Genomic DNA, 14,069 nt, shown 5'->3' on the forward strand with positions numbered 1-14,069 from the left:
TCACAACGAAATCCGTAGGTTTCTACGCAGCGGTAACCCTCACTTCGGACAGAACGACCTTCCATATGCCGGGCCCGGCGTCCCGCGTTCCCCCGACAAATGCGAAGATGGGTTCTCGGCAGGACAGGGCCCCCACCACAGGGCCGAAGAAACAAGCGGCCGTATACCAGCCGCCGCCCGGTCACAGAGGACCGGTGCCCGGCGCACATGCATGGAGGACGTGACGTGGCGAACGACGCCAGCACCGTTTTCGACCTAGTGATCCTCGGCGGTGGCAGTGGCGGTTACGCCGCGGCGCTGCGCGCATCCCAGCTGGGTCTGGACGTTGCCCTGATCGAGAAGAACAAGCTCGGCGGCACCTGCCTGCACAACGGCTGCATCCCCACGAAGGCTCTGCTGCACGCGGGCGAGATCGCGGACCAGGCGCGCGAAGGCGCCCAGTTCGGCGTGAAGACCACCTTCGAGGGCATCGACATCGCGGGTGTCCACAAGTACAAGGACGAGATCATCGCGGGCCTGTACAAGGGCCTGCAGGGTCTTGTGGCCTCCCGCAAGGTGACCTACATCGAGGGTGAGGGTCGCCTCTCCTCCCCGACTTCCGTCGACGTGAACGGTCAGCGCATCCAGGGCCGCCACGTCCTGCTCGCGACCGGCTCCGTGCCGAAGTCGCTGCCGGGCCTGGAGATCGACGGCAACCGCATCATCTCCTCCGACCACGCGCTGGTCCTGGACCGCGTTCCCGAGTCGGCGATCGTGCTGGGCGGCGGCGTCATCGGCGTCGAGTTCGCCTCGGCGTGGAAGTCCTTCGGTTCCGACGTCACCGTCATCGAGGGCCTCAAGCACCTCGTGCCGGTCGAGGACGAGAACAGCTCGAAGCTGCTGGAGCGCGCGTTCCGCAAGCGCGGCATCAAGTTCAACCTCGGCACCTTCTTCGACAAGGCCGAGTACACCGAGAACGGCGTGCGCGTCACGCTGGCCGACGGCAAGACCTTCGAGGCCGAGGTGCTGCTGGTCGCCGTCGGTCGCGGTCCGGTCTCCCAGGGCCTGGGCTACGAGGAGCAGGGCGTCGCGATGGACCGCGGCTACGTCCTGGTCGACGAGTACATGCAGACCAACGTGCCGACCATCTCGGCCGTCGGCGACCTCGTCCCGACCCTCCAGCTCGCGCACGTCGGCTTCGCCGAGGGCATCCTGGTCGCGGAGCGTCTGGCCGGCCTGAAGGCCGTCCCGATCGACTACGACGGTGTCCCGCGCGTCACCTACTGCCACCCCGAGGTCGCTTCCGTCGGCATCACCGAGGCCAAGGCCAAGGAGATCTACGGCGCGGACAAGGTCGTGGCGCTGAAGTACAACCTTGCGGGCAACGGCAAGAGCAAGATCCTGAAGACCTCGGGCGAGATCAAGCTCGTCCAGGTCAAGGACGGTGCCGTGGTCGGCGTCCACATGGTCGGTGACCGGATGGGCGAGCAGGTCGGCGAGGCCCAGCTGATCTACAACTGGGAAGCCCTGCCGGCCGAGGTCGCGCAGCTCATCCACGCGCACCCGACCCAGAACGAGGCCATGGGCGAGGCCCACCTCGCGCTGGCCGGCAAGCCGCTGCACGCACACGACTAATCGTCACGGGCGCGACGACCACTTCCGCACTTTCGTAAGGAGCAACAGAAACCATGTCGGTTTCCGTAACCCTTCCGGCGCTCGGCGAGAGCGTCACTGAGGGCACTGTCACCCGCTGGCTGAAGGCCGAGGGCGAGCGCGTCGAGGCCGACGAGCCGCTGCTCGAGGTCTCGACCGACAAGGTCGACACCGAGATCCCGTCCCCCGTGTCCGGCATCCTGGCGTCCATCAAGGTCGCCGAGGACGAGACCGTCGAGGTCGGCGCCGAGCTGGCCGTCATCGACGACGGCTCCGGCGCCCCGGCGGCTGCCGCGGCTCCGGCCGCCGAGCCGGCCGCTGCCGCTCCGGCCGCTCCGGCCCCGGTCGTGGAGGCCCCCGCGGCCCCCGCCCCGGTCGCCGAGGCCGCCCCGGCCGCCGCCGCTCCGGCAGCGTCGGGCACCGATGTCGTGCTGCCCGCGCTGGGCGAGTCCGTCACCGAGGGCACCGTCACCCGCTGGCTGAAGCAGGTCGGCGAGTCCGTCGAGGCCGACGAGCCGCTGCTCGAGGTCTCCACGGACAAGGTCGACACCGAGATCCCCGCCCCGGTCGCCGGCACCCTGCTGGAGATCCTGGTCGGCGAGGACGAGACCGCCGAGGTCGGCGCCCGTCTGGCCGTCATCGGTGTCGCGGGCGCGGCTCCGGCCGCCGCCCCGGCCGCCGCCGCTCCGGCCCCGGTCCAGGCTGCCGCCCCGGTCGCCGCTCCGGCTCCGGTCCAGGCCGCCCCGGCCGCCGCCGCCCCGGCTCCGGTCGCCCCGGCCGCCCCGGTCGCCGCTCCGGCCCCCGTGGCCGCTCCGGCCCCGGTCGCCGCTCCGGCTCCGGTCGCCCCGGCCGCTCCCGCCGCCCCGGTTTCCGCGGGTGACGAGGGCGCGTACGTGACCCCGCTGGTGCGCAAGCTCGCCTCGGAGTCCGGCGTCAACCTGAACACGGTCACGGGCACCGGCGTCGGTGGCCGTATCCGCAAGCAGGACGTCCTGGCCGCCGCCGAGGCCGCCAAGGCCGCCGCTGCCGCCCCGGCTCCGGCCGCCGCCGCTGCCCCGGCCGCCGCCAAGGCTCCGGCCGCGGTGTCCGAGCTGCGCGGTCAGACGGTCAAGATGACCCGCATGCGCAAGGTCATCGGCGACAACATGATGAAGGCCCTGCACTCGCAGGCGCAGCTCAGCTCCGTGGTCGAGGTGGACATCACCAAGATCATGAAGCTGCGCGAGAAGGCCAAGGCCGGCTTCCTCGCCCGCGAGGGCGTCAAGCTGTCCCCGATGCCGTTCTTCGTCAAGGCCGCTGCCCAGGCGCTGAAGGCCCACGCGGTCGTCAACGCCCGGATCAACGACGACGAGGGCACCATCACCTACTTCGACTCGGAGAACATCGGCATCGCCGTGGACTCCGAGAAGGGCCTGATGACCCCGGTCATCAAGGGTGCCGGTGACCTCAACCTGGCCGGCATCGCCAAGGCGACCGCCGACCTGGCCGGCAAGGTCCGCGGCAACAAGATCACCCCGGACGAGCTGTCCGGCGCGACCTTCACCATCAGCAACACCGGTTCGCGCGGCGCCCTGTTCGACACGGTCATCGTGCCGCCGAACCAGGTCGCCATCCTGGGCATCGGTGCCACGGTCAAGCGCCCGGTGGTCATCGAGACCCCCGAGGGCACCGTCATCGGCGTCCGCGACATGACGTACCTGACCCTGTCCTACGACCACCGCCTGGTGGACGGCGCGGACGCGGCCCGGTACCTCTCGGCCGTCAAGGCCATCCTGGAGGCCGGCGAGTTCGAGGTCGAGCTCGGCCTGTAAGGCTCTCCTCGGCACCAGCTGTCGAGTACGGCGCCCCCGCCCGGGCAACTCCCGGGCAGGGGCGCCGTCGTCGTACCCCGGACACCCCCTGGCGGGCCGCCTGTAACCAGCCTCACCCGCCGCCCGCCACCTGGAACGCTTCGTGTTCGCGCGCGCCGCCGTATTGTCTACGCATCAGGCCCCGCACGTTCCTGCACACCCCTCAGGAGTTGAAGCCCCGATGATCACCCCACCCGTCGTGCACTCGCTGCGCGAGCAGATCCGCGAGCACATCGTGGAGGGGATCGTCAGCGGGCGCTGGAAGCCCGGCGAGCGGATCGTCGAGCGCCGCATCGCCGTGGAGCTGGAGGTCAGCCAGACCCCGGTGCGCGAGGCCCTGCGCGAGCTGGAGACGCTGCGGCTGATCGAGTCCGCGCCGAACAAGGGCGTGCGCGTACGGAACCTCTCCGCGGCGGACCTGGAGGAGATCTACCCGGTCCGGGCGGGCCTGGAGCAGATCGCCGCGGAGCTGGCGGCGCCCCGGCTGGCGGCCGACTGCTCGGCCCTGGAGCCGCACGTGGCGGCGCTGTGGGAGGCCGACCGCAGCGAGGACGGCACGGCGCAGGTGCGGCACACGGTGGGCTTCCACCGGGAGCTGGTGCGGGCGGCCGGGAACAGCGTGCTGCTGCACACCTGGGAGAGCCTGGGCATCGAGGTGTTCACGGCCCTGTCCATCCGTTGGCTGGGTACCGTCCAGAAGTCCTACGCGGAGGAGCACGAGGCCCTCGTGGAGGCGTTCCGCAATCAGGATCCGGACATCGGTGTGCTCGTGAAGCGGCATGTCCTGGGGTGCGCTCCGCGCGCCTGACGGGTCCTTTTGCCCCGTTTCACCCGGCACCGGGTGCCCGTTTTCCTGGCACCCGGTGCCGACTTTTGCCTCACTGACGTTTCTTCGTCACATTTATTTGATCGATCATCGATCAGGGATTTACAGTCGTCGCGGACCTCAACCAGGTCCAACGACCCTGTCCTGCCCGTCAGGGATTTTTTCACCACCTCTCCATTACCCGGAAGGCGGCGCACAGCGATGTCCGACCCCGTAGGAAAGCTTCCGAGCGAGCTCGACCAGCTCCCGGACCGCGACAGCGAAGAGACCGCCGAATGGGCGGCCTCCCTCGACGCCGTCGCCAAGGCCGCCGGTACGCGCCGGGCCGAATACCTGCTGCGTCGCACCCTCCAGCACGCCGAGGCCGCCGGCCTCGCGCTCCCCAAGCTGCTGGAGACGGACTACGTCAACACCATCCCCACCTCCGCCGAGCCCGAGTTCCCGGGTGACGAGGAGATGGAGGCCAAGATCACCGCATGGAACCGCTGGAACGCGGCCGCCATGGTGACCCGCGGCTCCAAGTACGGCGTCGGCGGCCACATCGCCACCTTCGCCTCGGCGGCCTGGCTCTACGAGACCGGCTTCCAGCACTTCTTCCGCGGGAAGGAGGCCGACGGATCGGGCGACCAGCTCTACATCCAGGGCCACGCCTCCCCCGGCATCTACGCCCGCGCCTTCCTCGACGGACGCGTCTCCGAGCAGCAGCTCGACAACTTCCGCCAGGAGTCCGGCGGCAACGGCCTGCCGTCCTACCCGCACCCGCGGCGCCTGCCGTGGCTGTGGGAGTTCCCCACGGTCTCCATGGGCCTCGGCCCGCTCTCCGCGATCTACCAGGCGCGCTTCAACCGCTACCTGCAGAACCGGAACATCAAGGACACCGCGAACTCGCACGTCTGGGCCTTCCTCGGCGACGGCGAGATGGACGAGCCCGAGTCGACCGCCGCCCTGGCCCTCGCCTCCCGCGAGCAGCTCGACAACCTGACCTTCGTCATCAACTGCAACCTGCAGCGCCTCGACGGTCCGGTCCGCGCCAACTTCCGCGTGGTGCAGGAGCTGGAGGCCCAGTTCCGCGGCGCCGGCTGGAACGTCATCAAGACCCTGTGGGGCTCCGCCTGGGACGAGCTGTTCCAGCTCGACACCACGGGCGCCCTGGTACGCCGCCTGCGCGAGGTACCGGACGCGCAGTTCCAGACGTACGCGACCCGCGACGTGGCCTACATCCGACAGCACTTCTTCGGCGCCAACGCCGAGCTCGTCGCCCTCGGCGGCCTGCTCTCCGACGCGAAGATCGCCGAGTGCTTCCACACCTCCCGCGGCGGCCACGAGCCCCGCAAGGTGTACGCCGCGTACAAGGCCGCCCTGGAGCACAAGGGCGCGCCGACGGTCATCCTCGCGCAGACCGTCAAGGGCTACACGCTGGGTGCCGGGTTCGAGTCGAAGAACGCGAACCACCAGATGAAGAAGCTGACGACCGACGAGTTCAAGGACATGCGCGACCTCCTTGGCCTCCCGATCCCGGACAGCGCCTTCGTCGACGGCAAGGTCCCGTACGGCCACCCGGGCGCGAACAGCCCCGAGGTGCAGTACCTGAACGAGCGCCGCGCGGCCCTCGGCGGCCCCGCCCCGGCCCGCAAGGTCCACCACGTGGCCCTGCCGGCGCCGGCCGACCGCTCCTTCGCCCCGCTCATCAAGGGTTCCGGCAAGCAGGAGATGGCCACCACCATGGCCTTCGTCCGCCTCGTCAAGGACCTGATGCGCGACAAGGAGACCGGCAAGCGCTGGGTCCCGATCGTCCCGGACGAGGCCCGTACCTTCGGCATGGAGTCCCTCTTCCCGTCGGCCGGCATCTACTCGCCGCTGGGCCAGACGTACGAGCCGGTCGACCGCGACCAGCTCATGTACTACAAGGAAGCCAAGGACGGCCAGATCCTCAACGAGGGGATCACCGAGGCCGGCGCCATGGCCGACTTCATCGCCGCCTGCACGTCGTACGCGACGCACGGCGAGCCGATGATCCCCTTCTACATCTTCTACTCGATGTTCGGCTGGCAGCGCACCGCCGACCAGATGTGGCAGCTCGCCGACCAGCTCGGCAAGGGCTTCATCGTCGGCGCCACCGCCGGTCGCACCACGCTGACCGGTGAGGGCCTGCAGCACGCGGACGGCCACTCGCACCTGATCGCGTCCACGAACCCGGCGTCGCTGAACTACGACCCGGCCTTCGCGTACGAGATCGCGATCATCGTCAAGGACGGTCTGCGCCGGATGTACGGCGAGCAGCCCGAGGACGTCTTCTACTACCTGACGGTCTACAACGAGCCGAAGGTGCAGCCCGCGATGCCCGAGGGCGTCGAGGAAGGCATCGTCAAGGGCCTCTACCGCTTCAACACGGCGGCGGACCTGGAGGCGGCCCCGGCCGCCGACGCCCCGAAGATCCAGCTGATGGCCTCGGGTACGGCGATCCACTGGGTGCTGGAGGCGCAGAAGCTGCTGGCCGCCGAGTGGAACGTGTCCGCCGACGTCTGGTCCGCGACCTCGTGGGGCGAGCTGCGCCGCGACGCGCTGGAGTGCGACGAGGCGCTGCTGCGCGGCGAGGTGCGCACCCCGTACGTCACCCGCGCGCTGGAAGGCGCCCAGGGGCCGGTCCTCGCGGTGTCCGACTGGATGCGTCAGGTCCCGGACCAGATCAGCCAGTGGGTCGAGCAGGACTACACCTCGCTGGGCACGGACGGCTTCGGCCTCTCCGACACCCGTGAGGGCGCCCGCCGTCACTTCGGTGTCGACGCCCAGTCGATCGTGGTGGCCTCGCTGGCCCAGCTCGCCCGCCGCGGCGAGGTCCCGGCGTCCTCCGTCAAGGAGGCCCGGGAGCGCTACGGCCTCTGAGCCGTACGGATCCGACCGTGAGGCGGTCCGTCCCTTCGGGGGCGGGCCGCCTCGCGGCGTTTCAGGCCCGGCGGCCACCCTCGTGCAGCCTCGCCCTCAGCCGCGCCATGACCTCGTCCGCGGGCGGGATCCCGGGGGGCTCCACGCGGGTGGGGGCCTGCCGGGAGCCGTCGTCGACACGGGTACGCCGCCGCCGGGAGCGGCCGGACGGCGCCGGTGCGGCCTCCCGGGCCTGCTCCGGGATCCGGCCGGGCGGCGCGGCCGGTACGGGGGTGCCCTGCGCAGGGCGGGCGGACTCCAGCAGCCGCTCGCGCAGGGCATCCAGGCGATTCATCAGGTCGGCGTGGTCGGCCGCGATGCCGGCTTGTTCCCGGTCCGATTCCTCCTTGATCCGTGCCGCCCCCGCCTGTGCCTCCTTGATCACCTTCTCGGCGCTCCGGTGGGCGGCGTTCAGGCTCCTGCGGGCCCGCGCCGCGGCCGCGGCGAGCAGCCGCTCGGCCTCCGCGCGCCGCTCTTCCTCCCACTCCCGCGCCAGGGCGAGCCACTGCTCGGCCCGGGCCTGGCGGTGGACCCGGTCCTGCTCCTCCTGGGCCCGGCGCTCCCTCAGGCACCACTCGAGCTCGCGAGAGACGCGGACGGTCTCTTCCCGGGAGCTCTCCCTGAGGGCCTCCGCCTCCCGGAGCCGGTCCCGGGCCGCTTCCCGAGCGCCGCGGACCTCCCGGTAGACCTCCTCCGCCGCCGCGTTGATCCGCGCGGCGTCGTGCCGGAGCCGTGCGGCCCGCGTCTCCGCGTCGCGGAGCACCGCCTCGGCACGGTCCCGAGCCTGCGCCTGCAGCCGGGCCGCCCGGACGGTTCGCACCCGCTGGACGGCTGCCTGCCGGCGCCGTCCCTCCGCACGCAGCGCCGCCCACAGTTCCCGCGCCACCGCGTCGGCGTCAGGGGGCCGCTCGGCCGGGTTCTTGGCGAGCAGTCGCATCACCAGGTCCGCGACCCTCGGCGGTACGCCCTCCGCCACCTCGGCCAGCGGGCGCACCACACCGTTGATGTGCTGGTTGATCAGCCCCTCCTGGGTAGAGGCGGTCACCGGCCGGACGGCCGCCAGTCCCTCGTACATGAGGCAGCCCAGGCTGTAGAGGTCCGTGCGGTGGTCGATGTCCGGAGCGCCACTGCACTGCTCGGGAGACATGTAGTAGCCGGTGCCGATCACGCCGCCGCCGGTGAGTCCGGCGTCAGGATCTCTGCTGGTGGCACCGAGGAGCTTGACGATGCCGAAGTCCAGGACCTTGATCACGCCCTGGTCGGTGAGCATGACGTTGTGGGGTTTGACGTCGCGGTGGACGATGCCGCGCCGGTGCGCCGCCGCCAGCACTTCCGCGATGCGCCGGGACCAGGCGGCCAGCTCCTGCCAGCCGGTCCGCCGGGGCCCCTCGAACACCTCGGCCAGCGTGCGCCCCTCCAGGTACTCCATCACCAGGTAGTGGAACAGCCTTCCGGCCACGACCTCCGCGCCCCGGTCGTGCGCGGTCACGATGTGCGGGTGCACGAGGCTTCCGACGGCCCGGACCTCGTGGGCGAAGCGCAAGGCGGAGTCCAGGTCGGTCTGGCCGGGGGCCGGCTGGACGAGCTTGACCGCGACCGTGCGGTGCAGCAGCTGGTCATCGGCCCTCCAGACGTCCCCCGCGCTCCCGCTGCCCAGACGCTTCTCCAGCCGGTACCGCTGTCCGACCATCTCACCCTGCATACGACCTCCCACCCCGGTGTCCCGCATCCGAGTATGGGGCCGGGCGAGGGACTCCGGCCGTCGGCCGCGGCCTTTGGCCGTTTGCGCGGTGGCGGTGCGGGGGTCGACCCGTGATGCTGGGACCGTGATGGACGAGACGGAGTTCTGGGAGATCGTCGACCGTACCCGCGAGGCCGCCGAGGGCGACCCCGAGGAACACGCCGAGCTGCTCGTGGAGCGGCTCGCGCAGCTCGATCCGGACTCCGTCCTGGACTTCGCCCGGCACTTCGAGGCCCGCTACAACAGGGCCTACACCTGGGACCTGTGGGGCGCGGCGTGGGTGCTGCTCGACGGGGCGAGCGACGACGCGTTCGACTACTTCCGCTGTTGGCTCATCGGCCAGGGGCGGGAGGTCTTCGAGGGCGGGGTGCACGATCCGGACCAGCTGGCGGAGCTCCTGGGCGACTTCGACGAGGAGATCGACGGGGACGGCGAGGAGCTGGGGTACGCGGCCGACGAGGCGTACGAGCAGCTGACCGGGGCGGTGGCGCCCGATCTCGGCATTCCGGTGCAACCGGCAGAGCCGGGGGGCGCCCCGCTGGACTTCGAGAACGAAGCCGTGCTCGCGGAGCGCTTCCCCCGGCTCTGGGACCGCTTCAGGGGGTAGCGGCCGTCAGTAGTGGGTGCCGCCGTCGATACGGATCTCCGTACCGGTGATGAAGGCGCCGTCCTCGGAGCCCAGCATGGCGACGACGCCGGCCACGGTCTGCGGGCCGGCGAAGCCCTGGCCGAGGGCCGGGGCGAGCTTGGCGAAGAGCGACCAGTCGGTGTCCTCGGGCAGGCCGGGGCCGGTGCCGGTGGTCATGCCGCTCTCGATGGAGCCGGGCGCGACGGACACGAAACGCAGGCCCTGCTTGCTGTACTCGGCGGCCAGCGCGTGGGTCATGGACTGGATGCCGCCCTTGCTGGCCGCGTAGGCGGACATGTAGGGGTGCGCGAAGGTCGCCGAGGTGGAGCTGAAGTTCACCACGACCGGCTGGTCGCCCGCGAGGAGCGCCGGGAGCGACTCGCGGATCATCAGGAAGGTGCCGGTCAGGTTGACCGCGATGACCTTGTTCCAGAAGTCGAGCGTGGTCTGGTGGGTGTGCGCGGAGCGCAGGATGCCCGCCGCGTTGACCAGTACGTCGATGCCGCCGAGCGCGTCGACGGCGGCGGCCACGCCCGCCTTGACCGAGCCCTCGTCGGATATGTCGAGGACGGCGGTGGTCAGCCGGTCGGCGCGACCGTCCGCGGCGGCCTGCTCGGCGGTGGCCTTGAGACCGGCCTCGTTGACGTCCACGGCGTGGACACGTCCGCCCTCGGAGAGGATGCGGTGGACGGAGGCCTGGCCGATGCCGGAGCCACCGCCGGTGATGAGGACGCGACGTCCTTCGTAACGGTTCATGGAATGAGCGTACCGAAAAAATGACACGTTTTGCCAGGCTGTCAAAGCATGCAATCACCGGGACGCGCGGGAGGTAGTCTTCACCCGTGAGATCCCCTCGTCCGTACGCTCCCCAGGCCGGCCCCGGAGCCCAGTCGCTGACCGAGCGCCGCAAGGCCGCCACCCAGCTCGACATCGCCCGCGCGGCCTGCGAACTCTTCGCCGAGCGCGGCCCCGACGCCACCACGGCGGAGGACATCGCCCATCACGCGGGCGTCGCGCTGCGCACCTTCTACCGCTACTTCCGCAACAAGCAGGAGGCCGTGGCCCCACTGCTCGCGGGCGGCGGCGACGCCTGGCGCGCACTGCTCGCGGAGGAGGACCCGGGCACCCCCCTCGCACAGGCCCTGGAGCGGGCGGTGACCCGGGCGCTCAGTGACCTTCAGGCCGTGGAGGAGGGCCTGGAGGTGACCCGCGGCCTGCTGCGCGCGGCCGCCGACGACCAGGCCCTGCGCGCGGTCTGGTACCGCGTGAACCAGGAATCCGAGGAGCGGCTGGCCCCGGTGATCGCCCGGCTGGCCGGCGAGGGGGCCGACGAGATGGGCGTACGTCTGCTCGCCGCGGCGTCCACGGACGCGATCCGCATCGCGCTGGAGCTGTGGTCGGCCACCGACGCCCCGGTGTCGGGGCCCGGCTCCCCCGCGGAACTCGCCGTCCGCTGCCTTCACGAACTGACGGGCGCGATGCCCCTGCTCCACGGAGGTTGAGCAGGGTCATCGCGCCCGTCGGTACGCGGGTTCGGGGTCAGGGCCGCTCAGCGGCCACCGCCACCCCAGCTGCCTCCGCCGCCGTCGCCGCCGCCCCCACCGCCGCCGTTCCAGTTGCCACCGTCACCGCCGCCCCCGCCGCCGCCGTTCCAGTTGCCACCGTCACCGCCGCCGCCGTTCCAGTTGCCACCGTCGCCCCCGCCGCCGTTCCAGTTGCCGCCGTCGCCGCCGTGGTTCCAGTTGCCGCCGTCGTTCCAGTTGCCGCCGTCGTTCCAGTTGCCGCCGTCGTTCCGGTTGCCCCAGTCACCGCGGCCGGAGTTGTTCCAGTTCGCGTCGTACCAGTTGTTGTCGCGCCATCCGGAGTCGTAGTACCAGGTGTTGTCACGCCAGTAGCCGCGGTCCCCGCCGACTCCGGCGTTGTCCCAGCACCAGCTGGGCCGGTCACGCCAGTCGCGGTTGCAGCACCAGTCCCACCTGGCGTCCGAGCGGTTGGAGGGGTAGCGCCAGCAGTCGTAGCCGCCGTCGCCCCCGCCCCCGCCGCCGCCCGTGAGGGCCGACGCCGAGGCGCCGGCCGCCGGGAGCACCCCTATGACGATTCCCGCGGCCCCCGCCATGGCTGCCGCAACGATCCTACGGCGCATTTCCATGCACCTCCCGAACATGTCGCTTATCGGGCCTTTAAGGTCATTTCAACCCTCGCCCTGCCCGGCCGGGCTGTCAAAGCGGAAAGGCCCCCCGCCACTCTCCGAAGAGAGCGGTGGGGGGCCTTTCACCAGGCACTTTAGAGGTCGAAGTACAGCTCGAACTCGTGCGGGTGCGGACGCTGCGCGATCGGGGCGATCTCGTGCGTGCGCTTGTAGTCGATCCAGGTCTCGATCAGGTCCGGGGTGAAGACACCGCCGGCGAGGAGGTACTCGTGGTCCTCCTCCAGGGCCTTGAGGACGTCCTCGAGGCTGGTCGGGACCTGCGGGACGCTCGCGTGCTCGTCGGGCGAGAGCTCGTAGAGGTCCTTGTCGATCGGCTCCATCGGCTCGATCTTGTTCTTGACACCGTCGAGGCCCGCGAGCAGCAGCGCCGCGAAGGCGAGGTACGGGTTGGACGACGGGTCCGGCGCGCGGAACTCGACGCGCTTGGCCTTCGGGTTCGAGCCCGTGATCGGGATGCGCATGGCGGCGGAGCGGTTGCGCTGCGAGTACACCATGTTGACCGGGGCCTCGAAGCCCGGGACCAGGCGGTGGTACGAGTTCACCGTCGGGTTGGTGAAGGCGAGCAGCGACGGGGCGTGCTTGAGGATGCCGCCGATGTAGTAGCGCGCGGTGTCGGACAGGCCCGCGTAGCCGGCCTCGTCGTAGAACAGCGGCTCGCCGTTCGCCCACAGGGACTGGTGCACGTGCATGCCCGAGCCGTTGTCACCGAAGATCGGCTTCGGCATGAAGGTCGCGGTCTTGCCGTTGCGCCAGGCGACGTTCTTCACGATGTACTTGAAGAGCATCAGGTCGTCGGCCGCGGCGAGCAGCGTGTTGAACTTGTAGTTGATCTCGGCCTGGCCACCGGTGCCGACCTCGTGGTGCTGGCGCTCGACCTGGAGGCCCTGGGCGTCGAGCTCCAGGGAGATCTCGGCGCGCAGGTCGGCGAAGTGGTCGACCGGGGCGACGGGGAAGTAACCACCCTTGTAGCGGACCTTGTAACCACGGTTGTTCTCCTCGGAGCCCGTGTTCCAGGCGCCGGCCTCGGAGTCGATGTGGTAGAAGCCCTCGTTCGCGGAGGTCGCGAAGCGCACGCTGTCGAACACGTAGAACTCGGCCTCGGGGCCGAAGAACGCGGTGTCGGCGATGCCGGTGGAGGCGAGGTACGCCTCGGCCTTCTTCGCGATGTTGCGCGGGTCGCGGCTGTAGGCCTCACCCGTGATCGGGTCGTGGATGAAGAAGTTGATGTTGAGCGTCTTGTCCTTGCGGAACGGGTCGAGACGCGCGGTGGTGATGTCGGCACGCAGAGCCATGTCGGACTCGTGGATGGCCTGGAAGCCGCGGATCGACGAACCGTCGAAGGCGAGCTCCTCCGCCGGGTCGAATGCCCGAGCCGGGATCGTGAAGTGCTGCATCACACCGGGCAGGTCACAGAAGCGGACGTCGACGAACTTGACGTCGTTCTCCTCGATGTACTGCTTCACTTCGTCGGCGTTCTGGAACATCCAACTCCTCCTACTCCCACCCCGGGGCAGGGGCGGGTTTATAGCTCGTGGTGCGTCAGTGCGGTGCCGCACGCTGACCCGACCATAAGCAGACGGGATTTCTCAAGCATGACCCATTTGTTTCGCTCAAGTTAACCAGGGTCCGCTCGGAGTCCCGTGGAGCACCACCGGTACCGTGGTCGGGTGGACAACAGGCAAGCAATCGGATCCTGGCTCTCCGGCCCCCGCGCGGCCGCCGAGGAAATGGGCGTCGACTTCGGCTATCCGGGCCAGCGGCTCGGGCTGCCCCAGGAGGGCCCCGGCTCGGTGGCGCGGTTCGGGCGCAGGCTGGGCGCCGTGGCCCTGGACTGGGTCGGCTGCCAGCTCATCGCATACGGGCTGATCACCGGAGGCGACCTCGCGGCGGCGGGCAACTGGACCCTCGCGCTGTTCGTCTCCCTGAGCATCCTGACGGTCGGCACCGTGGGCTTCACCCCCGGCAAGCGGCTCCTGGGCCTGCGGGTCGTCTCGGAGAACGGCGGCCGCCTCGGCATCGGCCGGGTGGTCCTGCGCACGCTGCTGCTGGCCGTGGTCATCCCCGCGCTGATCTGGGACCGCGACGGCCGCGGCCTCCACGACCGCCTGTCCCGCGCCGTCCAGGTGCGGATCTAGGAACGGCGCACACACGCGACGACGGGGGCGGGGCCCCCCCCGGGGGGGGGCGGGGGGGGGGGGGGGGGGGGGCGGGGGGGTGGGGGGGGGGGGGGGGGGGGGAGGGCCGGGGACGGCATGAGAGCG

General features: G+C 70.7%; 11 protein-coding genes. 7 read left to right on the forward strand and 4 right to left on the reverse strand.

Features of this window, described 5'->3' with window-relative positions; translation table 11 throughout:
- Positions 1-225 precede the first annotated feature (225 nt).
- The 4 genes from lpdA to aceE all read left to right on the forward strand — a co-directional run bounded on the left by lpdA (position 226) and on the right by aceE (position 7,191).
- Positions 226-1,614 (forward strand): dihydrolipoyl dehydrogenase, encoded by a 1,389-nt coding sequence (lpdA, locus tag ACFYZL_RS29465; RefSeq protein ID WP_365168130.1) that lies wholly within the window; start codon positions 226-228, stop codon positions 1,612-1,614.
- Positions 1,615-1,667: 53 nt separating this feature from the next.
- Positions 1,668-3,443: a 2-oxoglutarate dehydrogenase, E2 component, dihydrolipoamide succinyltransferase gene (gene sucB, locus ACFYZL_RS29470; RefSeq protein ID WP_388683082.1), complete on the forward strand. Its 1,776-nt coding sequence runs from the start codon at positions 1,668-1,670 to the stop codon at positions 3,441-3,443.
- Between the two features lie 223 nt (positions 3,444-3,666).
- Positions 3,667-4,290, forward strand: coding sequence for a GntR family transcriptional regulator (locus ACFYZL_RS29475; protein ID WP_384757290.1), 624 nt, complete (start codon positions 3,667-3,669; stop codon positions 4,288-4,290).
- Positions 4,291-4,509: 219 nt separating this feature from the next.
- On the forward strand, positions 4,510-7,191 hold the full coding sequence (gene aceE, locus ACFYZL_RS29480; protein ID WP_384757272.1) for a pyruvate dehydrogenase (acetyl-transferring), homodimeric type: 2,682 nt from the start codon (positions 4,510-4,512) through the stop codon (positions 7,189-7,191).
- Positions 7,192-7,252: 61 nt separating this feature from the next.
- On the opposite strand, the gene ACFYZL_RS29485 is transcribed toward aceE, so the two are convergent.
- Positions 7,253-8,932 carry a protein kinase gene (locus ACFYZL_RS29485; RefSeq protein WP_388683086.1) on the reverse strand — a complete coding sequence of 560 codons (1,680 nt, stop codon included), beginning with the start codon at positions 8,930-8,932 and terminating at the stop codon, positions 7,253-7,255.
- A 127-nt stretch (positions 8,933-9,059) separates the two neighbouring features.
- Here ACFYZL_RS29485 and ACFYZL_RS29490 point away from each other — a divergent pair, with 127 nt between their 5' ends.
- A complete protein-coding gene (locus ACFYZL_RS29490) occupies positions 9,060-9,578 on the forward strand; it encodes a DUF4240 domain-containing protein (RefSeq protein ID WP_384757293.1) in 519 nt (172 codons plus the stop codon).
- A 6-nt stretch (positions 9,579-9,584) separates the two neighbouring features.
- Here ACFYZL_RS29490 and ACFYZL_RS29495 read toward each other — a convergent pair whose 3' ends face one another.
- The gene (locus ACFYZL_RS29495; protein ID WP_384757278.1) at positions 9,585-10,355 is read right to left on the reverse strand and encodes an SDR family NAD(P)-dependent oxidoreductase; all 771 of its coding nucleotides are present in this window, start codon (positions 10,353-10,355) and stop codon (positions 9,585-9,587) included.
- An 86-nt stretch (positions 10,356-10,441) separates the two neighbouring features.
- On the opposite strand from ACFYZL_RS29495, the gene ACFYZL_RS29500 reads away from it, so the two are divergent.
- The gene (locus ACFYZL_RS29500; RefSeq protein WP_384757281.1) at positions 10,442-11,101 is read left to right on the forward strand and encodes a TetR family transcriptional regulator; all 660 of its coding nucleotides are present in this window, start codon (positions 10,442-10,444) and stop codon (positions 11,099-11,101) included.
- Between the two features lie 47 nt (positions 11,102-11,148).
- On the opposite strand, the gene ACFYZL_RS29505 is transcribed toward ACFYZL_RS29500, so the two are convergent.
- Together ACFYZL_RS29505 and glnA are read right to left on the reverse strand one after the other, a co-directional pair.
- Complete coding sequence (locus ACFYZL_RS29505) at positions 11,149-11,742, reverse strand: hypothetical protein (protein ID WP_388683089.1); 594 nt, start codon at positions 11,740-11,742, stop codon at positions 11,149-11,151.
- 140 nt (positions 11,743-11,882) lie between these two features.
- A complete protein-coding gene (glnA, locus tag ACFYZL_RS29510; protein ID WP_365168116.1) occupies positions 11,883-13,292 on the reverse strand; it encodes a type I glutamate--ammonia ligase in 1,410 nt (469 codons plus the stop codon).
- Between the two features lie 183 nt (positions 13,293-13,475).
- On the opposite strand from glnA, the gene ACFYZL_RS29515 reads away from it, so the two are divergent.
- On the forward strand, positions 13,476-13,943 hold the full coding sequence (locus tag ACFYZL_RS29515) for an RDD family protein (RefSeq protein WP_388683093.1): 468 nt from the start codon (positions 13,476-13,478) through the stop codon (positions 13,941-13,943).
- Positions 13,944-14,069 lie beyond the last annotated feature (126 nt).

It is taken from the genome of Streptomyces sp. NPDC001717 (genome assembly GCF_042892775.1).
In the GTDB taxonomy this organism is placed as follows: Bacteria; Actinomycetota; Actinomycetes; order Streptomycetales; family Streptomycetaceae; genus Streptomyces.